General features: G+C 64.3%; 19 protein-coding genes and 1 tRNA gene. 11 read left to right on the top strand and 9 right to left on the bottom strand.

Going from position 1 to position 21,934, the window contains the following annotated elements; genetic code table 11:
* Positions 1-11 precede the first annotated feature (11 nt).
* A complete protein-coding gene (pdxA, locus tag OXI69_12915; protein MDE2667043.1) occupies positions 12-1,016 on the top strand; it encodes a 4-hydroxythreonine-4-phosphate dehydrogenase PdxA in 1,005 nt (334 codons plus the stop codon).
* A gap of 425 nt (positions 1,017-1,441) precedes the next feature.
* Here the strand turns inward: pdxA and OXI69_12910 are convergent, their stop codons facing one another.
* From OXI69_12910 to OXI69_12885, 6 genes are all read right to left on the bottom strand, one after another.
* On the bottom strand, positions 1,442-1,831 hold the full coding sequence (locus OXI69_12910) for a DoxX family protein (protein MDE2667042.1): 390 nt from the start codon (positions 1,829-1,831) through the stop codon (positions 1,442-1,444).
* A 205-nt stretch (positions 1,832-2,036) separates the two neighbouring features.
* Complete coding sequence (locus tag OXI69_12905; protein MDE2667041.1) at positions 2,037-3,011, bottom strand: C-terminal binding protein; 975 nt, start codon at positions 3,009-3,011, stop codon at positions 2,037-2,039.
* Between the two features lie 55 nt (positions 3,012-3,066).
* Complete coding sequence (locus OXI69_12900) at positions 3,067-4,323, bottom strand: lactate racemase domain-containing protein (protein ID MDE2667040.1); 1,257 nt, start codon at positions 4,321-4,323, stop codon at positions 3,067-3,069.
* Between the two features lie 821 nt (positions 4,324-5,144).
* Positions 5,145-7,451, bottom strand: a complete 2,307-nt coding sequence (locus OXI69_12895; GenBank protein ID MDE2667039.1) for a TonB-dependent receptor — start codon at positions 7,449-7,451, stop codon at positions 5,145-5,147.
* 73 nt (positions 7,452-7,524) lie between these two features.
* Positions 7,525-7,767, bottom strand: coding sequence for a hypothetical protein (locus OXI69_12890; protein ID MDE2667038.1), 243 nt, complete (start codon positions 7,765-7,767; stop codon positions 7,525-7,527).
* Complete coding sequence (locus OXI69_12885) at positions 7,767-8,165, bottom strand: hypothetical protein (protein MDE2667037.1); 399 nt, start codon at positions 8,163-8,165, stop codon at positions 7,767-7,769. Before OXI69_12885 ends, OXI69_12890 begins: the two co-directional genes overlap by 1 nt.
* Positions 8,166-8,289: 124 nt before the next feature.
* On the opposite strand from OXI69_12885, the gene OXI69_12880 reads away from it, so the two are divergent.
* From OXI69_12880 to OXI69_12860, 5 genes are all read left to right on the top strand, one after another.
* Entirely contained in the window at positions 8,290-9,075 is a 786-nt protein-coding gene (locus tag OXI69_12880) for an inositol monophosphatase family protein (GenBank protein ID MDE2667036.1), read from the top strand.
* Between the two features lie 65 nt (positions 9,076-9,140).
* Positions 9,141-10,298 (top strand): HupE/UreJ family protein, encoded by a 1,158-nt coding sequence (locus OXI69_12875; protein ID MDE2667035.1) that lies wholly within the window; start codon positions 9,141-9,143, stop codon positions 10,296-10,298.
* A 95-nt stretch (positions 10,299-10,393) separates the two neighbouring features.
* Positions 10,394-11,449, top strand: a complete 1,056-nt coding sequence (locus tag OXI69_12870) for a PmoA family protein (GenBank protein ID MDE2667034.1) — start codon at positions 10,394-10,396, stop codon at positions 11,447-11,449.
* Between the two features lie 872 nt (positions 11,450-12,321).
* Positions 12,322-12,480, top strand: coding sequence for a hypothetical protein (locus tag OXI69_12865; GenBank protein ID MDE2667033.1), 159 nt, complete (start codon positions 12,322-12,324; stop codon positions 12,478-12,480).
* Between the two features lie 7 nt (positions 12,481-12,487).
* On the top strand, positions 12,488-12,811 hold the full coding sequence (locus OXI69_12860) for a hypothetical protein (protein MDE2667032.1): 324 nt from the start codon (positions 12,488-12,490) through the stop codon (positions 12,809-12,811).
* A gap of 417 nt (positions 12,812-13,228) precedes the next feature.
* Here OXI69_12860 and OXI69_12855 read toward each other — a convergent pair whose 3' ends face one another.
* Positions 13,229-13,954: a CPBP family intramembrane metalloprotease gene (locus OXI69_12855; GenBank protein ID MDE2667031.1), complete on the bottom strand. Its 726-nt coding sequence runs from the start codon at positions 13,952-13,954 to the stop codon at positions 13,229-13,231.
* Between the two features lie 138 nt (positions 13,955-14,092).
* Positions 14,093-15,055: a deoxyhypusine synthase family protein gene (locus tag OXI69_12850; protein MDE2667030.1), complete on the bottom strand. Its 963-nt coding sequence runs from the start codon at positions 15,053-15,055 to the stop codon at positions 14,093-14,095.
* A gap of 623 nt (positions 15,056-15,678) precedes the next feature.
* Between OXI69_12850 and accD the strand changes: the two genes are divergently transcribed.
* The 5 genes from accD to OXI69_12825 all read left to right on the top strand — a co-directional run bounded on the left by accD (position 15,679) and on the right by OXI69_12825 (position 20,338).
* On the top strand, positions 15,679-16,521 hold the full coding sequence (gene accD / locus OXI69_12845; protein ID MDE2667029.1) for an acetyl-CoA carboxylase, carboxyltransferase subunit beta: 843 nt from the start codon (positions 15,679-15,681) through the stop codon (positions 16,519-16,521).
* Positions 16,522-16,625: 104 nt separating this feature from the next.
* Entirely contained in the window at positions 16,626-18,119 is a 1,494-nt protein-coding gene (locus OXI69_12840; GenBank protein MDE2667028.1) for a bifunctional folylpolyglutamate synthase/dihydrofolate synthase, read from the top strand.
* Positions 18,120-18,137: 18 nt separating this feature from the next.
* Positions 18,138-19,415 (top strand): MFS transporter, encoded by a 1,278-nt coding sequence (locus OXI69_12835; GenBank protein MDE2667027.1) that lies wholly within the window; start codon positions 18,138-18,140, stop codon positions 19,413-19,415.
* A gap of 129 nt (positions 19,416-19,544) precedes the next feature.
* Positions 19,545-19,621 (top strand) — tRNA-Arg (locus OXI69_12830).
* Between the two features lie 129 nt (positions 19,622-19,750).
* Positions 19,751-20,338, top strand: a complete 588-nt coding sequence (locus OXI69_12825; protein ID MDE2667026.1) for a hypothetical protein — start codon at positions 19,751-19,753, stop codon at positions 20,336-20,338.
* A gap of 85 nt (positions 20,339-20,423) precedes the next feature.
* On the opposite strand, the gene OXI69_12820 is transcribed toward OXI69_12825, so the two are convergent.
* Positions 20,424-21,902 (bottom strand): DUF1501 domain-containing protein, encoded by a 1,479-nt coding sequence (locus OXI69_12820; protein MDE2667025.1) that lies wholly within the window; start codon positions 21,900-21,902, stop codon positions 20,424-20,426.
* Between the last annotated feature and the right edge of the window lie 32 nt (positions 21,903-21,934).

Below are 21,934 nucleotides of genomic sequence, written 5' to 3'. Positions count from 1 at the left end.
GGCTCCCCCCCATGCCCATGAACCGGAAGCCCCGCATCGGCATCACCCTGGGCGACGTGGCCGGTATCGGTCCCGAGGTGGCCCTCAAGGCTCTGCTGGACCCGGCGGTGGAACAGCAGTGCATCCCCGTCATCATCGGGGAAGAGTCCATCGTGGCACACTACGCCTCGCGGCTGCTGCCCCGGCGTCGGCTCCACCGAGTGGAGCAAGCGCAGTCGGCCGGTCACGATCCCACGCGCATCCATCTGCTGGATCTCAAGAACATCCGCTTTTCCGAAGTGGAGCTGGGCCGGGTCAGCAAGGAGTGCGGCAAAGCCAGCCTGGAATTCATTCGGGCGGGAGTCTCGGACTGCCTGGACAGGAACATGGATGCCCTGGTAACCGGTCCCATCCACAAGGAGGCCGCCCAGTTGGCGGGTATCGGTGTTCCGGGGCACACCGAGTACCTGGCGGCGCTGTGCCGGGTCCCCGAAGTACGCATGCTGCTGGTGGTGGACCACCTCAGGGCCATCCACGCCACTACCCACCTGGCCCTGCGCCAGGCCCTGGAGAGGATCCGGGCACCGCGCATCCTGGAGACCATCCGGTTCGGCCGCCTGGCCCTGAAACAACTGGGCCTCCAGCGCAGCCGTATCGCCGTGGCCGGACTCAATCCCCACGCCGGGGAGGGCGGACTCTTCGGCACCGAGGAAGCCGACCAGATCCTGCCCGCCATCGAGGCGGCCCGGAGCGAGGGGATCGACGCCGAGGGCCCGGTTTCCCCCGACACCGTTTTCCACCGCATGAACCGAGGCGAGTTCGACCTGGTGGTGGCCCTCTACCACGACCAGGGCCACATCCCCTTGAAGCTGATGGGTTTCGACAGCGGCGTCAACATCACCATCGGCCTGCCCATCATCCGCACCTCGGTGGACCACGGCACCGCCTTCGACATCGCCGGTCAGCTCAAGGCAAACCCTGCCAGCATGGTCAAAGCCATCCACCTCGCCTGCACCATGGCGAGACATAAAGAGTGATGGGCCTGGTTACGCGTAAAGCGGCGACAGCGGGTGATCGTGGTGGGGGCGGCGTTTGTTTGGGGAAGCAGTGCGTTTCCGAGCGGGTGCTTTCTATTCGCCGCATTCGCGGCTGGGTTGGTGCTGACCCATACGACCCCGGGTTGACACCCGGGGCTACCCTGAGCCGCAGCTTCGCAGCTCTATAAGGATGGCCCGTAGGGGGCGTCTCGCCGGGTGACCCACGTCAACCGCAGCATTCGCAGCTCTCCCCAAACCCACAACACGGCAAGAGGAAACGTGCTTTTCTATTTGAAATATGCCCCGGGCCAGAGCCCGGGGGGAGCCATCGGAAAATGTCACACAGGGGAGTAGAGCCGTGGGCGTAACTCCAGGGAATTCTCCTCCCGGGGAGGAGTGCCCGAGCGCCTGAAGCCCCTTCAGCCCTACTTGCCCATGCAGCCGTCGATGGACCAGTCGCCTCCGCCCTTGGCCGCCAGGTAGAGAAAGACGAAGCAGTAGAGGGCGGCCAGCTCGCCCTGATTGAGAATCGGCCAGAAGTCCTTGGTGCCGTGGGCCAGCCAATAGGCGGCGGCCATCAGGCCGGAAAGCACGAAAGCCACCGGACGGGTGTAGAAGCCCACCAGAAGGGCCAGTCCTCCGAAGAATTCCAGTACCCCGGCGACCCCCGGAAGCGAGGCCAGGGGCACGGCCTCCCGTCCCAGGGCTCCGAAGAGCTTCTGGGCGCCATGGGGCATCATCAGGAATCCGGTCATGATGCGCAGCGCATTGAGCGTGATCTCGTCCCAACTCTTGCCGGCAAATGTTTGAGCCATGGTATCTCCTCCTCAGGATTGACGAACTGAAACGTCCACAAGGGACGCCCCTACGGTTTCACCCCAGTCAACGATTCAAACGTCCCACCGCGGGCCGCCGTAGGGGCAACCCTTGTGGTTGCCCGGTATTCCGGTGCGGAGCCTCCAGTTGAGCCCAAGGTGTCAACTCCAGCTCACCCGACCGGAATTGCCGGCGCCTTCGGCCTCAGCCCTTCCTCTGCAGGACTTCCCGGTTCACCAGGTAGGTTGGAACCTCGCCCCGAAGCACCTGGACCACCTGGCGAGCGGCCTTCTCGCGCACCTCCACGTAGGCTTCCTCGGTGTAGGAGGCATAGTGGGGAGTGAGCACCACGTTGTCCAGACCCAGGATCGGGTCCCGCGGGTCGGGCGGTTCCTTTTCCAGGACATCAAGCCCCGCTCCGGCGATCCATCCTTCCTGCAGGGCCCGGGTCAGGGCCTTCTGATCCACCACCGGCCCGCGAGAGGTGTTGACCAGGTAGGCGGTGGGCTTCATCAGGCGCAACTGGGACTCACCGACGATATGACGGGTCTCCGGGGTCAGGGGAGCGTGAATGGACAGCACGTCCGAACGGGTCAGCAGCTCCTCCAGTCCCACCAGCTCCACCGCCTGGCCGGCCAGGGCTTCGGGCTGCACGTAGGGATCGTGAGCCAGGACCCGGAAGCCGAAGGGCACGGCCTTCCGGGCCACCGCTCGGGCGATGCGACCGAAGGCCAGCAGTCCCAGCGTCTGGCCGCGGGCCTTGAAAACGGGCATGGCCAGCTTGCGGTTGTAGACCCCCCGGGAAACCAGGCTGTGCATCCTGACCACCTTGCGGGTCACCGCCAGGATCAGGCTCATGGCCGTATCCGACACCTCGTCATAGCAGAAGTCGGGCACGTTGGTGACATAGATCCCGTGCTCGGTGGCCGCATCCAGGTCCACCGTGTCCACTCCGATGCCGTAGCGGGCGATCACTCTGGCCTGACTCCAGGAGGCCATGACCCGCCGGGTGATGTGGCTGAGGGAGACCAGCAGGCCATGGGCGTCCCGCGTGGCCCGGATGAGATCCTCTTCGCCATGGCAGTCTGCCGTAAAGAGCTCGGCGCCGGCTTCTGCCAAAATCTCCCTCTCCACGGTGGGGACCATACGCACCGAATCCACCGCCACCACCTTGAACATGATCCCTCCCTTTTCTCCCTGGCGAGCCGGCGTCCGGCGACGCCGGTCCAACGACTCAGAACAGGTCTTTCAGATTGCCCTGCGCGTCGAAACCCAGTTCTCCCGGGCACCCCAGAACCTGGAGGTCCCGGTTGGCCTCCACTTCGTCCAGCAGGGCTTCGGAAGCCACGAAACGGTCCAGCTTCAGCGTGTTGCGGATCCAGACCATGCGGCAGTCTTCTCCGCTGGGGGCGCCGCTGGTGGAGATGGCCGTTTCCAGCGCCTCGCGGTCGGAGTCGACCGTCACCGGAATGCGGACGCTCTCCAGGTTGGTGCTGGTGAGGGCATTCACGTAGGTGGGCCGGGTGTCGATCTTGTCCACCAGCCGGCGGGTCACCACATCGGCCATCCCCACGCCGATGGCGTTGCCGTAGGACTCCGGGGTCAGGTCCCGCACCACGATGCGCGAGAAGCGGGGAGCGCCGGCGAAGGGCTTCCCTGAGCTGGCCCGCCTGCCGATGACGTTGGTATCCATGCCGGTCCCACTGACGTTCTTTCCCATCTCGTCCACCAGGAGCAGGTCACCCCGGTCGATGGGGATGCGGGCCAGCCAGGACTTGGCCACCCTCAGCAGCCGCTTCTCGACCTCGAAGAGCTCGGCCGAGGTCATGGCCTCGATGGCCCCGGTCTGATCGTAGCCGTTTTCCACGATCCCCAAACCCAGCAGAATGCTGCAGCGCCGTCTCACCACCTCCGCCACCCCGGTCAATACCCGGTAGTAGCCGTACCGCTTGTTGGCCCGGTGATAGCGGATGGCCCCCTGGTGCTTTCCCAGGCCGATGGCCAGCATCTTGGTCAGACCGCTTTCGATCTCGGCGTCGAAGTCGGTGTGGGGCTTGATGCGGTTGACCACGGCGATGTGGTCGGCTTCCAGCGCATTCCTGTCCAGCACCACCGGGACCCCTTCCGGGCTCTCTCCAATGGGAAGGGTCTCCATGGTGGCCCGGACGGGAACCCCCATGGAGACCTCCGTGATGCCGTAGCGCTCCAGCACGCCTCGCTGTCCCTCGGCGGTCCCGCCCCCGTGACTTCCCATGGCGGGAACGATGAAGGGCCGCGCCCCCCGCTTCTTCAACTCTTCCGCCAGGCTGCGGGTAATGGCGGCGATATTGGCCACGCCCCGGCTGCCGGCGGTGATAGCCACGCTGTCCCCCGGTTTCAGGCGGCCGCTCAGATCGAGTCGGCCGACCTCGCGAGCCACCCTGTCCGGAATGTCCTCCACCCGGGTCGAATGGAATCGCTGCCTGACCCGCACCACTTTGGGGAATGCCATAGCCACTCCTGGAAATGGCGATCAATATAACATGAAATCTTGCGACGTTTCCCATGGGCGCGCTCCGGGCTGATGCCCGGACCGCGCCCGGCTGACACCCACGGCAACCTGTTGTCGCCGCGTTCGCGACTGTCAAGGAAGCTGGCTCATGCAGCGTTTTTGCAGATGAGTAACGTGCTTGCGCTTGAGTTTGGCTTGCCGGTGATTGCTGCCGCCGCGTTCGCGGCTCAACTCCCCTACGCGACGTTACCCGATGGCTCCCCCGGGCTCCGGCCCGGGGCATTCTCTACATGGACAAGCACGTTTCCTCTTGCAGTGTTGTGGGTTCGGGGAGAGCTGCGAATGCTGCGGTTGACGTGGGTTACCCGGCGAGAGGCCACCTGCGGGCCATCCTTATAGAGCAGCGTAGCTGCGGCCCAGGGTAGCCCCGGGCGGCAGCCCGGGGTCGTATGGGTTCCGCGCCAACCCAGCCGCGAATGCGGTGCATAGAAAGCACCCGTCCGGGAACGCATTGCTTCCCCAAAAAAACCCCGCCCCACGTCACACCTACCCGCTGTCGTCGCATCGACGGCGAATGAGAAGCACCCTCCCTGAACGCACAGTTTTTCCAAAACGCAAAAACCACGCACCGTCGACCTGCACTCACGAAACGCCGCGTATACCCCCCAACGGCTCGACCGCGGGCGGAATCTCCTAACTGACGATCTTGCTAATTCCGTCCCCCCCCACCGGTTCGACTGCGGGCGCGCCCTGGTCTCACCGACTCCCCTCCAGGGGGAGTGATTGAGGCATACAACAACCTCCTTGCCCAATGCCCTCCCCTACCAGGCCAACCGCAGGCCGCTAGTGATCATCCTCGGAGGGCCGATGCCCAACACCGAGGTATTCGAGACCGGAATCCGGCGGTCGAGGAGGTTCTCCACGGAGAAGGTCAGCACCAGGTTTCGGTGTACCCTTCTGGACAGGTGAAGGTCGAGCAGGGTGGTCTTGGCCAGCGGCCGGAGGTTGCGGTCGTCGTCAAACTGCAAGCCCACGAAACGGGCCATCAGGAAGGCGTTGAGGACACCGGGGCGCGCATAGCTCAGCGAGGCCGTGAGCCGGTGGCGGGGCACCTGGGGCAACCGATTCGACTCCACCCCGGGGTTCTCCGGAAAGCGGCCGAAGGTGGAATCGGCCAGCAGGTAGCCTCCCCGCAGCCTCCAGTGCCGGTTCAAACGCAACGCCAGGTCGGCGTCCACGCCCCGGGCGTTGACGCGGCCGACGTTCTGCCTCTGGCGGGAGATGAGCGCGGGCGTGGTCTCCAGGGTGATGTTGGAAATGGCTTGGCTCAGGCCGTTCCAATAGGCTGTCAGCCTGCCCCTGACCCTGGGTCCGCCGTACCAGTCCACACCCGCCTCCGCGCCCCGGAGCGTTTCCGGCCGCAAGTTCTCGTTGGGCAGGGTCACCACGTTCCCCACCCGGAATCCGCGGTAGAGCTCGTTGAGGGTCGGCGCCCGGAAGCTGCGGTAGACGGCTCCCCTGAAGGTAAGGGACTCGGTGGCGTGATAGGAGACCCCGCCCCTGGGACTGAGCATGCCGCCTCCGCGCCGGGGAAACTCAAGGACGGTGGAGGTCCCGGAAGGCAGCGGAACCTGATCGCGGACGGCGTCGTGGTTGAACCAGCCGTCCAGCCGGGCTCCCAGCTGCAGTTGCCAGCGCGGCGCCAGCGCCATCAGGTCCTGGAGGTAGACCCCGCCCAGTTGCTGGTGGCCGCCCAACACCTGAAACTGAGCCGGCATCCCCGAGCGGTAGCCGGTCTCCCGGCTGTGGCCCCTCACCCATTGCCAATCCACTCCGGAAGTCACCAGGTGCCGCTGTCCCAGCGGGCCCGTCCACTGCAGGGAGCCGCCGGCACTGCGGGACGGCACTTGCTGCTCGCGGGTCAGGAACTCCGACCGCCGGTGGGAAGGAACGGCGGTGAAGCTGCTGTCGAAGGTCTGGGTCAGGCCGTAGGCGCCGAACCGCCATTCCCTGCCCCGGTCGTCTTTGCGGCGGAAGAGGGCTCGAACCCGGGTTACGTCGGTGGCGTTCTCCCTCAGCCGGGTGCCGTTTCCCCGATCTTCGCCGAAATGCTCCAGGCGCAGGGTCCCCTGCGCCCCCTGGCGAGGCTGGTAGAACGCCGCCGCACGGACCGAGAAGGCGCGGGATCTGGCCGGCAGGTCCACCGGGCCGCGGTCATCGTGAGCCACCACGTGATACCCGTTGGTGTGAAAGAAGGAGCTGGAAACCAGGCCGCTCCAGCGTTCCCCTCCTACCGAGCCCAGCAGGTCGGCGCGGGCAGTGCCCAGGGAGCCGCCCCTCAGGTCGAGTTCCAACCTTGGGGGACGGGGTGCCTTGGAAAAGGCCTGAATCACGCCTCCGAGAGCGGAGCTTCCGTAGAGGCTGGAGCCTCCCCCGGGAACCACCTCGATGCGCTCCAGGCTGGACTTGTCCAACTGGCTCCAATAGACCCAACCTCCGAAGGGATCGTTGAGCGGTGTCCCGTCCCACAACACCAGCGTGCGGCTCACACCGCTGGGTCCGATCCCTCGCAGGGACACGCCCTGGCTGGTGGGGTGAGCCACCAAGCTGCTGCTGCGCCGAAAGAGGCTGAAGGAAGGAATCTGGCGCAAGGCGTCGTCCACGGTGATTGCCGGGGACTGACCCAATTCCGGTTCCCGCAGCACCGAGACTGCCGAGGGAATGTTTCTCCAGGTGCGCGGGGTGCGGGTGGCGGTGACCGTCAACGACTGCTCCACCCGCAGGGGAACCAGCGTGTAGGCGGTCTTCCAGCCGCTTAGGGGTTGAACCAGCTCCTCGAAATCCGGATGACTCAATCTGAGGCTATGGGCCTGCGGAGGGACCGTCTTGAACCGGAAGCCGCCCTGCGGGCCGCTGGCGGTCTGGGCCAGGACACGCTCCCGCTCCGAAACCAGCATTGCCCGGACTCCGGCGATGGCCCTGAGGTCGGAATCCACCACCTGCGCGCGCAGGGGCGCCGGGCCGTCCACCTCCTCGGCCGAGTCGGCCCGGTCTTGCGCCAGGGCATCCACCGGAAACAGGCATGAAACCAGGAACAGAGCTGAGACGAGGCTGCGGAAGGTGGACAATGCTGGTGTCCGTTAGGGTCTTGCCGGAACAACCGGCTCCCGGGGCGGGTGGCGGGACGGCGAGAGGACAGCCTTACTTCAATACCGACAACTGCCTGTCGATGGCCGCCAGAGACGTTCCCAGCAGGTCTCTGTAGCGGTCGTTGGCAGTGGCATCCATTTCATTCAGGATGCGTGTCTTGGCCAACAGAAGGGAGCGGCGCTCTCGAGAGATTTCTCCAGCGGCGGTTCTTGGGGCTGCCTTGCCCATCCGGAATGCCTCAGCGGCCTCCTCCATCTGCGCCTCGACCGCCTTGCTTTCCCATCCCCTGGCCATCATTTCCCTCTGTAGCCGAACGACCCCTGGATTCCCGACCAGGCCACCCCGGTGGCCACCTCATGCAGCGCCGGAAATTTCTCCTTCAGCGCCGCAATGCCGATCTCCCGCGCCAGGAGGCCCCCCTTGGCGTCATGCACCGTATATTTGGGAGAGCGGTCTCCGCCATACACGGTGATGCGATGACCGCGTGTCCTCAGAACCAGAATCAGCCGTTCCTCATGGGCCCTTGGGCCGGATTCGGCCACAGCCGTCTTGGAAGGAGCCTTGGCGTTAAAGGAGATCGACGGCGCCTCGGTTCCGGCGGAATCGACCGGACGGGCCTGTTCCGACGCCGACCCGACCACCATCAGGAGCGGCAACCCCAACAGGAGTAGCATCTTCTTTGCTTTCACCATTATATTGACCTCCCCGTCAATGAAATCCGGCTGGTGTCCTTGGGACCATTATACCGCAGCCGCTCCGGGGCATTGTGATAATGTTCTACGGGTTTGGAGCAGATGGCGGAGGAGCGGACAGGCCATGCGCGACTATCTGGCAGTTGCCGTGGAAGCAGCCAGGCTGGGCGGAGACATCCTGAAGGAACATTACCGGCGGGTGAAGACGGTCGAGTTCAAGGGCGAAGCCGACCTGGTCACCGAGGTCGACAGGAGATCGGAAAAGGAGATCGTCGATCTGCTCACTTCCCGTTTCCCCCACCACTCCATCCTGGCCGAGGAAGGAACCGCCACCGAGAAGAGCTCGGAGTTCAAGTGGGTGATCGATCCCCTGGACGGTACCACCAACTACGCCCACGGATACCCGGTCTTCTGCACTTCGGTTGCCCTGGAGCAGAACGAAGAAATCCTGGTCGGGGCCGCCTATCAGCCCATGACCGACGAACTGTTCGTGGCCGAACGGGGGGGAGGAGCCTTTCGTAACGGGAGAAGAATTGGAGTCTCGGGGGTGGATGAACTGGAGCGGGCCCTGCTGGCCACCGGTTTCCCGCCCCAGGTGCGGCAGAGCCCGGAGGAGGCCCTGCGACATTTTTCCGCCTTCGTGCGCCAAGCCCAATCCATCCGGCGCGACGGCTCGGCGGCCCTCAACCTGTGTTACGTGGCCTCGGGGCTGTTCGACGGCTTTTGGGAAACCTACCTGAAGCCCTGGGACACTGCGGCCGGCCTCCTGGTGGTTCGGGAAGCCGGCGGCCTGGTGAGCCGCTTCAGCGGCCGTGACTATTCCATCTACCAGCCGCAGACGCTGGCCACCAACGGCCTGATTCATGAACAGATGCAGCAGGTTTTGGGGAAGACCCGGCAGGTCGGTTAGTGGAGAGTGGTGAGTGAAGAGTGGTGAGTGGCTAGCCGAGGGTTTCGGGAACAGGCAAGCACCTGATGACCTGGTTGCAGCTTTTGAAGGACGGCGCCGAGATCGAGACGATGCTTAACGCATGGATTCAATCACTCCCCACTCTCAACTCCCCACTCTCCACTCTCAGATGGATAAGCCGGCTCGGCCTCGCCGGCGCCATCATTCTCATAGCCGCGCACCCGTCCCGGGCCCACACCACCGGAGTCAGCTACTCCGACATCCGCATCGAGGGAAAGACGGCTCAACTGCGATTGCGGATCAACCTGAGGGACCTGGACTTCGTGGGCCAACTGGACCTCGACCGGGACCGCCTGATCTCTCAGGATGAGGTCAGCCGAGCGCTTCCCCGCCATCTTCCGCGCCTGATGGACAACTATCGGATCCGGTCCGCTGAAGACGACGGCCGTTCCGAGCTGGTCTACTGGCGCCAGGGTCCGGGCCCGGGCGAACTGGAATACCTGGTCCGCTACCGCTTCGGGGACGCCATCGAGCGGCTGGAGTTTACGGTAACCTTGCCGAGCCTCACCGATTCGGGTCACTGGAACCTGGCCAGGGTGCGCCATCCCGGCGGTCAAGCCGATCTCAACTTCAACCTGGAGAATCCGACCGCCAGCCTGGAGGTGGGCCGGGGATGGAGGCTGCGGGCCGGCAGGATGGTTCGAGGCCTGGCCCTGGGCGCCGGGCAGGCGGCCACCTCACCAGTCCCCATCGGGTTCCTGCTGGGGCTGCTGTTGACGGTCCCCGGCCGCGGCGGCGCCGTACGGGTGGCGGGAGCCTTTCTGGCCGCCCAGGGATTGATGGCGCTGCTGGCCACCCTGGGACCGATCCGGCTCCCCGAATCCTTTCTGGCTTCGGCCACTGCCCTCAGCCTGGCCTACATCGCGGCCGAGAACCTGCTGGTGAAGGAGACCGCCAACCGCTGGGCCGTCGGCGGCTGTTTCGGACTGCTGTTCGGGATCGACCTCTCCTCGGGGCTGCTTGCCCGGGCATCCCAGGTTTCGGCCCTGGGGTATTTCGGCTGGATCCTGGGGCTCTCTTGCACCCTTGCCCTGGGGGCGGCGCTGATTTTCCTGCTCAACCGAACCTGCCGGAGACTCTCCTGGCATCCCTGGCATGTCCGGCTGGTCTCGGTGCTGCTGCTGGGCGCGGGTTTGGCCGGCTTCTTCCGCCGGGTTCTCTGAAGCCCCGGGAGTACGGAAGGCCCGACCGGCGACGGCAACGGCAATGACGTCCCGGAAGTGAACCCACCTTCCGGAACACTGAACTGGAGGCCCCCATGAACACTCTTCGCTTGCCATCGCGGACACCCATCGCCACTTTTTGTTCCAGACGCAGCCGATCCGGTGCCTGGAAACTTCTGATCCCCCTTGCCTTCGGCCTGCAACTGGCCTGCTCGGGCCGCGGGGGACCGGAGGAAAAGACCGACGACTCCTCCGATCGGGGAAAGGGAGGGGTGGTCCTGAAACAGGGCGACCGGCAGGTCGACATCCTGATCGACGGCAAGCCCTTCACCTCCTACCATTTCCATGGCTACAACAAGCCTATCTTCTTCCCGCTGCGCTCGGCCACGGGGACGGTGGTCACCCGCGGCTATCCCATGATCGAAGACATTCCCGGAGAGAGCCAGGACCACCGCCACCACACCGGTGTCTGGTTCACCCACGGAGATGTCAACGGCGTGGATTTCTGGAGCGAGACGCCGGAGTGCGGAACCATCCGGCACCAGGAATTCGAGCGCATTGAAAGTGGGGCGGAGATGGGCGTGCTCAGGTCCCGCAACCACTGGTTGACTCGCGGCGGCGAGCTGCTCCTCACCGAGACCCGGGAGGTCCGGATCTACAACCGGCCCGAGTCGCGGGTCATGGACCTGGAGGTGCAGCTCACCGCTGCCGGCGGACCCGTGAAGTTCGGCGACACCAAGGAGGGATCCTTCGGCATGCGGCTGGCCGAACCCTTCACCGAAAAGGAAGGGTTGCTGATCCGGAACTCGGAAGGAGCCCGGGGCGAGGCCGGATGCTGGGGGAAGCCGGCCCGCTGGGTGGACTACACCAGCCGGGTGGGTTCCGAGACCCTGGGCGTGGCCATTCTGGACCACCCCGGCAGCTTTCGCCATCCCACCCACTGGCACGCCCGGGGCTACGCCCTGTTTGCCGCCAATCCCTTCGGACTGCACGATTTCTACGGCGACGAGACCAAGGACGGCAGCTACCTGCTGCCCGCGGGAGAGACCGTGCGATTCCACTACCGCGTCTACATCCACTCCGGCGACGCCGACCAGGCGGGTGTCGAGCAGGAATTCCAGGCCTTCGCGCAGAGGAGGAGGGAGGAGTAGCCGCGAGTCGACCCAAGCCCCCGGTATTAGTTCTCGCTTGGAGGAGGGGAAATCACCCCTCACCGGTTCGACTGCGAGCTCTTTCCTTGTCTCGGCGACTCCCCCTCAATGAGGGAGTGATCTTGAGGCCTACACAAGACTCCTTGCCCCCTCCCGCCGCTGGAAGCATCATCTCCCGCCAGCAGTTTGAGTCCGACGACCGGCCTGAGCGCCTCCCCTGCCCTGCGATGGGCATTGAGCACCATCCTGTCTCCCACGACAGATTCCCCCTTCGATCCTCTCCGACTTCCCAACTGCCGCAGGACCTTCGCGCGAGCTCCGGATCCTCGCCCCGTTTCTATCGACCTTCCTATTCTGTCAGGGATGCCTCCGCGAGCGCCGTGCGAATCACCCCGGAGACACGGTCCCGGCCCGGCCGCTTCTCCCGGGTCGGCACAGGCGATCAGGGTACCGTTGTGTTCCATGGGTAGGGGGCGGTCGATCTCAAAATCGGGATGGATACCCCACTTCACCCGGCACATCCGCAGGAAACGCCACCGTCTGGAGGAAGGAATCGGGAAGGGGGCACGGCGATCTCTTTAGGGTTGCCGAAGGCCTCGTCACTACTCTCAATTCACAATATAAGCACAATAGCAGCATTGAAATACATGCAAATGTCACGTTAAGTCTAGTATTATCAACAATATTCGTGAGTGTACCCTTTTGTTGACGAGGGTTCGCCGGTATCAACCAAAGCAGATGTTGCTACTGACCCCGGAACTACGGGAGTCGGTCCCGAATGGGCACTTGGCAACCCGACTAGCAGGAGGTCTCATGCAATTGAGCGCCCGGGGGCGGCGCAAGGTCCAGGATCGGAGGGTCCTGGTCACGAAGTGAGCGAGGCCTTCTTCAACATGTTCTACGGCGTGTTGAGCATCAGCGCTATCGTGCTGGAACTGATTCTGATCCGGCTGATCTTCCAGAGGCTGGAGGATGTGCGAGACGAACTGCGAGGCCTGCGCAACGACCTCCTCGGACCGCCCAGGGAGTGACGACACCATGAGATCCGCTATGGTCTTGAAAACAAGCTACTTCAGCCTCACGTTCATCCCCAGCCAGGCTCCACATGCTCCAGGAGTCTACTCCATCTACAGGAACACTCCGATCAACGACGAGGTACAGATCTACGTGGGCGAAGCCGAAGACATCGCCAGCGCCCTTCTGGACCACTACTATGGAAAAACCGCCCAAGCCTCATGTATCTGGGAGGACCACCCGACTCACTTCGGCTACCACGTAGTCTGGGGAGGAGAACAGGCAAGGAGGGAGAAAGCAAGCAGGTTACGCGAACTGCTCGATCCCATTTGCAACCGAACACGCTGAAAGCAACCAGGGAAACTCAAGTGACGAGCCAAGTCGCGACGTTCGTGCAGATCAATGCAACTGCAGGGCGACTTGAACAGGCATTCAAGCTGCCGCCGACGAAATGCAGCCTGTCGGTGCCTGTTTGGCTCCTTGAATCCTTCTAACTCTTTGTTTACAAGCGTGTTATCAGATTCCGAGAACCGCTGCGGCCGACCATTCGCCAGAAATGCGAGATAGGTCGGGCGGAGACTGGCATGCACTGAGACGCCCATGACGACCCCAAAGAAATCACGCTCCCGGCTGGTCGTCTTGACTCTTATCGGTCTTGGAATCGGGCAGTAAGGCCTCAGCGGAGACGACTGAGCGACCACCTCACGGCCGTGGCCGCAGGCATCTATCCATGAAGGTCTTGGCGTCCCGTCGAATAGCCCGTCCTCATCCCTCCAGCGCCAAACCGACCAGGCTCAGGAGGCACAGGGTGGTATTGTAGGCCAGGTGCAGCAGGAAGGCCGGAAGAAGGGCGCCGGTCAGGGCCCGAACCAGCGACAGCACCAGCCCGACCAGCAGGATCAGGCCCACGGCCATCCAGCTTCCCCAGAGCTGGGTGACGTGCAGCGAGGTAAACATCAGCGCCGTCAGCAGCACCGCGGCCACCGATCCCCACCGGCGTTCCACTACCGGATAGATGAATCCGCGGAAGACGACCTCCTCCACCAGGGGAGCCACCGCAATGGCCGTCACACCCAGGAACACGGCCGTCTGGGCATGCCGCAACAGCCCGGAGACGGGAAGATCCTCGATGCCGGGGATGCGGCTGGAAAGGGCCCCCATGACCAACGCCAGCAAGGCTCCCAACACCAGGAAGAGGCCGGCCGGAGCCGCCGTCGGCCCCCTCCATTTGAGCGAAGACCAAAAGGGAGACCGGTATCTCACGGTGATGGTGCGATAGATGAAGAACAGCACCAGCCCGTTCAGCAGGTTGGTCATCAGGATCTGAGCCATGCCCAGGTAGACCGGATCGGCGGCCAGAGCCGGCCGGCCCAGGTAAATGGTGAGCAAGGAGCCGACCGCCTGGGCCGCCAGCATCAGCATAACCAGGCCCAGGCAGAAGAAACCGGCCAACTCCAGCAGGTCGCGTCCGCTCCAGACGGGAAAGGACACCGGAGCAGGCGCAGGCGACCGGTCAAGTTCACCCGGGGTTGGGAATGGATTCTTGGAACTGGTGTCGGTCATAGGGCAGGAACCGGGGAAAGGAGGACTCACCCGATTTTGCTCGGTGGAAACGCGGTCAAGGAGGGTCTATTCCTGGTCGCGCTCAACCAGGGCCGCCGCCAGCAGCGGGATCATCAACTCGTGGTGGCCGGTAAGGGCGATTCCCCTCCCTGACCCCACGGTGGGTCGCTGCACCACGTTTCGGGTGGGCCGGTAGTGCTGCAGAAAGTCCAGGTTGAGGGTGGTGAATGCGTCCAGGGGATGCCCCAGGTTGCGCACCAGGTTGACCGCCTTGAGAAAGACCTCGGGCAGGATGACCGCGGAGCCGCAATTGAGGTAGACACCCCCGTCGTGCAAGTCGCGAACGACGGAAGCCAGCAGGCGAAAGTCCTGCAACGTGCCCCGACCCAGAGCCTCCCCGTCCGCGGAAGGGTGGTAGTGAGTGGTGTCGGTCCCCAGGGCCACATGCACAGTCACCGGAACCCTCCGTCGCAGGGCGCGGGCCAGCAGGCTGTAATCGGTATGGGGGTAGTCGCCCGGACGTTCCAGGATCCATTCCCCCAGGGCCTGTCCGATGCCCTTGCCCTCCCGGACTCCGCGGTCCACGGCCGCGTTCATCTCCCGTCCGGTCTCCTCGCTCACCCCGAAGTCCCCTTCAGCCAGGTCCTTCTCCACCTCTTCGGAGGTAGCGCCCGCCAGGGCGATTTCGAAATCATGGATGGCGGTGGCCCCGTTCAAGGCCAGAGCCGAGACGTAGCCCCGTTCCATCAGATCGATGATGACGGCATTGAGGCCGCACTTCACCACGTGGCCTCCCAGTCCCCAGACCATGGCGCGCTCCTTGCGCCTGGCCCGCTCCAGGGACTCCACCGCCTCCCGGAAATCGGTTCCGGCCAGGATCCCGGGCAGAGACCGCATCCATCCCTGCAGACCCTCGCCCTTGCGGTAGGGACGGGCGAAAGCCGACAGGTCCACCTTGCTGGACCGCCCCTTGATGGATCGGGTACGCAGTGAGTCGGTTTCCAGGGGACGGTATGGGTAGACGGACATGGCAGGCATTATCCGAAGCGCCCGTCCCGATTGCAACTCATTTCCCAATGGCTGCGTTGCTCTTTGCTCACGCCCGGTTTCCAATGGCTCGTACCCGGCCACGGCCCGGCCCGAGCCCGGCTGACACCCACAGCTAATTGTTGTCGCCGCATTCGCGGCTCTACTTCTCCAGGCGACGTTTCCCAATGGCTCCCCCCGGGCTCTGCCCCGGGGCATTATTGCAAATGGAAAAGCACGTTTCCCCTTGCAGCATTGCGAGTTCGGGGAGAGCTGCGAATGCTGCGGTTGACGTGGGTTACCCGGCAAGACGCCGCCTTCGGGCCATCCTTATAGAGCTGCGTAGCTGCGGCTCAGGGTAGCCCCGGGCGGCAGCCCGGGGTCGTATGGGTTCTGCGCCAACCCAGCCGCGAATGGGGCGCATAGCAAGCACCCGTTCGGGAACACATTGCTTCTCCAATCAAACGTCCCCTCACGCCACCATCACCCGCTGCCGCCACCTACGCAGCGCCGCGTTTACCCCTCACCACCCCCTCCAAGACCCCCACCAACCGCCCCCGGCGCGCTTTTGACTTTTGGCCGGGGAGTAGGCTAATATCCTCGCCTTCGATCGGGAGGCCGCTCCAATGGCCTGGTTCAAGAAGCAAAAGGCGCCCATCGTACCCATCCGCGACCGGACGGTGCGCACCGAGGGGCTGTGGCAGAAATGCGAACAATGCAAGCAGACCCTCTGGAAGAAGGACCTGGAGCCCACCTTTCACGTCTGTCCCCAGTGCAATTTCCACTTCCGGGTCAGCGCCGGCAAGCGGCTGGAGCGCTTTTTCGATGAAGGCCGCTACAAGGAGTATGACCGCGACCTGGTATCGGACGATCCGCTTCAGTTCGTGGACAAGAAGGCCTACCGCCAGCGCCTGAGCGACATGCAGGCGGCTTCCGGAATGAAGGATGCGCTGTTGGCGGCAGAGGGAAAGGTCGGCGGCAAGACCGTTTGTGTCTGCGCCATGGAGCCCTCCTTCATCAGCGGTTCCATGGGGGTGGTGGTGGGAGAAAAGATCACCCGTGCCATCGAGCGCTGCCTGGAGAAAAAGCACCCCCTGATCATCATCTCCTGCTCCGGAGGGGCTCGCATGCAGGAGGGAGCGCTCAGCCTCATGCAAATGGCCAAGATCACCGGCGCCCTGGCCCGCATGGACCACGAGCGCCTGCCTTACATCTCGGTGATGACCAATCCAACCACGGGAGGGGTCACAGCCAGCTATGCCATGCTGGGAGACCTGAACATCGCGGAACCGGGTGCGCTCATTGGATTTGCAGGCCCCAGGGTGATCGAGCAGACCATCCGCCAAAAGCTGCCTCCCGGTTTCCAACGGAGCGAGTTTCTGCTGCAGCACGGCATGCTGGACGCCATCGTCCAGCGCAAGGACCTGAAGGACTACTGCGTCAAGGCGCTGGAGTTCTTTGGATTCTAGCCCGCCTGTCTTTCCGGCCCGCGCTTGCCCGCCGGGTTGCCCGGCGCAGGCGGCGCCTTTGAACCGGGGCACTCCCGGTCCCTTACGGCCACCGGCTTCCGACCATGAATTACCCCCAAGCGGTAACCTATCTCTATTCGCTCGGCAACGAAGTGGCTACCGCCAAGCTGGGCCTGGAAAACATCCGGTGCCTGTTGAGCTTCCTGGGCGATCCCCAGGACCGCTTTCCCTCGGTGCTCATCGCCGGCACCAACGGGAAGGGCTCGGTGGCCGCTTTCTGCGAGTCGGTTCTGCGCACGCAGGGATACAGGACCGGCCTCTATACCTCCCCCCACCTGATCCGCATCCAGGAGCGCATGCGGATCTGCGGCCGCGAGATCCTTCCGGCAGACCTGGCTCGCCTGACGGTCACCGTCAAGGAGGCGGTCGGGCAACTTCTGGCCGGGACCGTCCGAAACGGCCGCCGCCTGAAGCTGGAGCGCCACCCCACCTACTTCGAGATGGTGACGGCCATGGCCTTTCTTTACTTCGCGGAAAAGGAGGTCGAGATCGCCATTCTGGAGGTGGGACTGGGAGGACGCCTGGACGCCACCAACGTGGTCGATCCCATCGTTTCGGTCATTACTCCCGTAGGCTACGATCATCAGGCCAGCCTCGGCAGCGACCTGAAAGCCATCGCCAGGGAGAAGGCCGGGATCGTCAAGCCGCGGCGGTCCGACGGACCGGAGAAGGAGCGTCAGCTTGCCGTGGTTTGCGGCAGCCAGAAGGAAGAGGTTCTGGACGTCATTCGAAAGCAGTGCCGGACTGCCGGGGCTCGCCGGCTTCCGGCCCTTGAGCACCTGGAATGGCGGTTGGTCCGCCACCGGCTGGAAGGGTCGGCACTGGACCTTCACGCGGTGCTGGGAACCCGGCTGAAACTGAGGGTCCCTCTTCCTGGAAGCCACCAGGTCGACAACGCTCTGACCGCGGTCCGCACCCTGGAGGTGCTGCACGGCTGCGGCTTTCCGCTGCGGCCGGAGGCCATCGAGCGCGGGATCGCCCGAACCCGCTGGCCGGGCCGGCTGGAAGTGCTGCCCGGGCGGCCCCGGGTGGTGCTGGACGGCGCCCATAACCCGGCGGCAGCCCAGTCCCTCGCCCGGCACATCGGGACCTTTCTGGCCCCCGAGCAGGTCCTCCTCATCTACGGCTCACTGAGGGACAAGGACATCCCCGGTGTATTCTCCCACCTGAGTCCCCTGGCCCGAGAGGCGATCCTGACCCGCCCCGATTCCGAACGCGGGGAGGCGCCCCGGGACATCGTCCGCAACGGTTGGACGGGAGGCCGCGCGGTCCGATGCAGAGCCCGGCTGGAGGACGCCTGGGCATTGGCCCGCAGCCTGGCTCGACCGGAAGACACGCTGCTGGTTGCCGGTTCGCTCTACCTGGTGGGAGATTTCAAACGCCATATGGCCGGGTTCCACCGGCCCCGCACCGCGGCGGAAACCAGCGGCACGGGCGAAGCCGTTCCCCATTCCGACCGAAAGCGACGAACCCCGGCCCTGGCCGCCGATAGTGCCGGCGACCAATCCCCCAGCGACAACACCTGGACCGCCCACTGATCCATCGAGGCAAGCCCCTTGGCCCTATTCAGACCCGCTACCGATCCCACGCCCAATCCCGGGGAGCTCAGTCCCGAGGTAAATTCCGCCAATGTCACCCATCCCGAGGAGTCTCTCCGGCGCAAGGATCGAACCACCATCGCCTCGCTCTCGGGAGCCCACTTCGTCAACGATACCTACGCCAACTTCCTGGGCCCGCTGCTGCCTCTGATCGTGGGCAAGCTGAGCCTGACCATCGCCCAGGCGGGCTGGCTGGGAGCTGTTCTGACGGTCTCCTCCTGCTTCATGCAACCCGTCTACGGCTACCTTTCGGACCGCTACCTGGTGCGCTTCTTTGCCGTCTTCAGCCCGTTGATCACCACCGTATTCATGTCCTTCATCGGGATAGCCCCCAATTTCACGGTGCTGGCCCTGCTGCTGGCGGCCGCCGGCGTCGGGATAGCCTCCTTCCATCCCCAGGGCGCCGCCATGATCGGCGCGGCCAGCCGGGACCGGAGCGGCCTGGGCATGTCCATCTTCATCGGCTCCGGAACCCTGGGCTTTGCCCTGGCCCCGATCATCGCCCCCTACACGGTGGAACTGTTCAGCCTGGAACGGTCCTATTTCATCATGTTTCCGGGGGTGCTGGCCTTTGCCTTGCTCTACTTTCTCATCCCGAACGACCCTCCCCAACCCGTCGCCACCCAATCCAGGACAGACCTGAAGGACTTGCTGCTACCGATGTGGCGTCCGCTGCTGATCCTCTACCTGTTGGTGGTGATCCGTTCGGCGGTCCAGATCGGGTTTGTCCACTTCCTGCCGCTCTACTTCTTCCAACAGGGGAACGACCTGGTCGCCAGCGGCCGCCTGGCCTCCCTGTTTACGCTCTTCGGCGCCATGGGCGGATTCGCCGGAGGTCTGCTCTCCGACAAGGTGGGCGGCCGCAGGGTGATCGTCTATTCCACGCTGCTGGCCCCGCCGTTTCTGGCCGCCTTCTTTCTGACCGAGGGCGTGGTCTCGTCCGCCTGCCTGGCCTCGGGAGCCGCCCTGCTGCTCTCCACCCTGCCTGTCAACGTGGTGATGGCCCAGAAGATGCTGCCGCAGCGGACCAGCATCGCCTCGTCCCTGATGATGGGGTTCGCCTGGGGAATGGCCGGACTGGCCATCCCGGTGGTGGGCGCGCTGGCCGACCGGATCGGTCTGGGCTCGGCCCTGCTGCTGGTGGTCGGCCTGGCGGCGTTCGGCTTCCTGCTCTCCCTGTTCCTGCCCAAGGACTCCGCACCGGACGGTGGAACCGGACAGATCGCGTGTCATTAGAACCGGTCACTTCACTGGCTACCGACACTACCGGCAACCGGCACTGGTCGGTTTCTCAAAGCACCGGCGATCTGCTAGACTGAAACCTCGGCTCCGGCCCTGCCGGCCACTGCCGTCCCGCCAACCCATGCGCCCGTAGCTCAGCTGGATAGAGCGACAGCCTCCGGAGCTGTAGGCCGCAGGTTCGAATCCTGCCGGGCGTACCACATCCCACGGATAATTTGATCGCGGTCCGCGGTGAAAAGCAGCGGTTGGCTATTGACCGGAATGCGGTGAGAATGCGACAATTCCTTGGCAGAAAAACCGTACGTTAGAGCATCGGGCGAAAGGATCGAATGGTGGAGCACCAGTGGGTTCAGTGGGTCCCCTTGTTCGGGTTCGGATCGGTTGTGACCATCGTCATTGCGATCTTCGGCGTCGGGATCGGCCTGTGGCGCAATGCCAGCATCGCCCATAGAAACATCAGCGACAATATCAACCGGGTTGAATCCCGACTCGAATCCAAACTGCATTCCGATCTCGGAAGCCTGGAATCCAGACTGGGAGGGAGGCTGGACTCCGATCTCGGAAGCCTGGAATCCAGACTGGGAAACAGGCTGGACTCTGAACTCGGAAGCCTGGAATCCAGACTGGGAAACAGGCTGGACTCTGAACTCGGAAGCCTGGAATCCAGACTGGGAAACAGGCTGGACTCTGAACTCGGAAGCCTGGAATCCAGACTGGGAGACAGGCTGGACTCTGAACTCGGAAGCCTGGAATCCAGATTGGGAGACAGGATTGACAAACTGACAGGCGAGGTGGGCAAGCTACGAGGCGACGTGCGCGAACTGTCGACCGACGTTTCCGCCATCACGGTCGACCTGGCCGTGACCAAAACCGATCTCAAGTGGATCAGGAATCAATTGGGTGGCCCGGCAGGATAAGGAACGACCCGGGCATTTCAATCTTCAACGAAGGAATCCGCGAAGGACCACCAAGAACGACGAAGTCACACCAAGCAAGACTCCCTCAAATAATCTGGCGGATGGGTCCGGCCCCTTCGACTCCTACCAGCTTCTGGTCGAGGCCGCTGTAGAAATAGGTGAGGCGGTCCGGGTCCATGCCCATCTGGTGCAGGATGGTGGCGTGCAGGTGCCGGACGTGGAAGGGATCTTCGACGGCGGCGCTGCCCAGCTCGTCGGTCCGGCCCACGCTCACGCCGCCCTTGATGCCGCCACCTGCCAGCCAGACGGTAAAGCCGTAGGCGTTGTGGTCGCGGCCGGTGCCCTTTTCGTATTCGGCGGTGGGCTGGCGGCCGAACTCACCGCCCCAGACCACCAGGGTCTCCTCCAACAGGCCTCGCTGCTTCAGGTCCTTCAGCAGGCCGGCGATGGGCTTGTCGGTTTCCATCGCATGCAGGTCGTGGTTGGACTTGAGGTCTCCGTGGGCGTCCCAGTTGGCGTCCCCGTGGTTGCCCCCCGAATAGATCTGAACGAAGCGGACTCCCCGCTCCACCAGTCTCCTGGCCAGCAGGCACTGCCTCCCGAATACTTCCGTCTCCTTGCGGTCCATCCCGTAAAGGGCCAGCGTCCGAGGGTCCTCCCGGGAGAGGTCGACCGCCTCGGGGGCGTGGCGCTGCATCCTGAAGGCCAGCTCGTAGCTGGCGATTCGCGCCGCCAGTTCGGAGTTGTCCCCGCGGGCCCGGAAGTGCTCCCGGTTGTAAGCGCCCAGGCTGTCGAGCATTTCCCGCTGCATTTCGGGGCTGACGCCCTCCGGAGGCGCCAGGTCCAGAATGGGTTTGCCGCGAGAACGCATGACCGTGGCCTGATAGGTGGCCGGCATGTAGCCGCTGCTCCAGTTCTTGGCTCCGCTGATGGGACCGCCCCTCGGGTCGAGCATGACCACGAAGCCCGGCAGATTCTCGTTGGGAGTGCCCAGGCCGTAGTTGATCCAGGAGCCCAGGCAGGGGCTGCCGCTGAGGATTCGCCCCGAGTTCATCATCAGCATGGCCGACCCGTGGATGGGCGAGTCGGCCGTCATGGAGTGGAGGAAGGCGATGTCGTCCACGCAGGCGCCCAGGTGGGGGAACAGGTCGGAAACCCACTTGCCGCACTGTCCGTACTGCTTGAAGTTCCAGCGGGGTTCCACGATTCGCCCGCTCTGCCTGTGGCCGGCGCGGCCGAAGGTCTTGACCTGGACCGTCCTGTTGTCCATCCCCTTCATGGCGGGCTTGTAGTCGAAGGTGTCGATCTGGCTGGGTCCGCCGTACATGAAGAGAAAAATGACCGACTTGGCCCGGGCCGGGAGATGGGAAGGCCTGGACCGCAACGGATTGCGGAAGGCGGTGAGGCCGTCGGCCGCCAGCGTCTGCCGCTGCAGGAACCCGTCGTCCCCCAGGGCGGCCGCCAGGGCGACCCCGGTGAATCCGCCTCCCGCCTGCCACAGAAACTCGCGCCGCGTGCGGCCGCAGAAGTTGCCCCCCCGCTTGCGGAATTTCCTGGTCTCCATTACTGCCTCCTCCACCGACAATGAATTCCTGA

This window comes from Acidobacteriota bacterium (assembly GCA_028875575.1).
Classification (GTDB): Bacteria; Acidobacteriota; Terriglobia; order Versatilivoradales; family Versatilivoraceae; genus Versatilivorator.
Note: the sequence above shows the minus strand (reverse complement) of the source record. Positions and strands in the feature narration are given on the sequence as shown.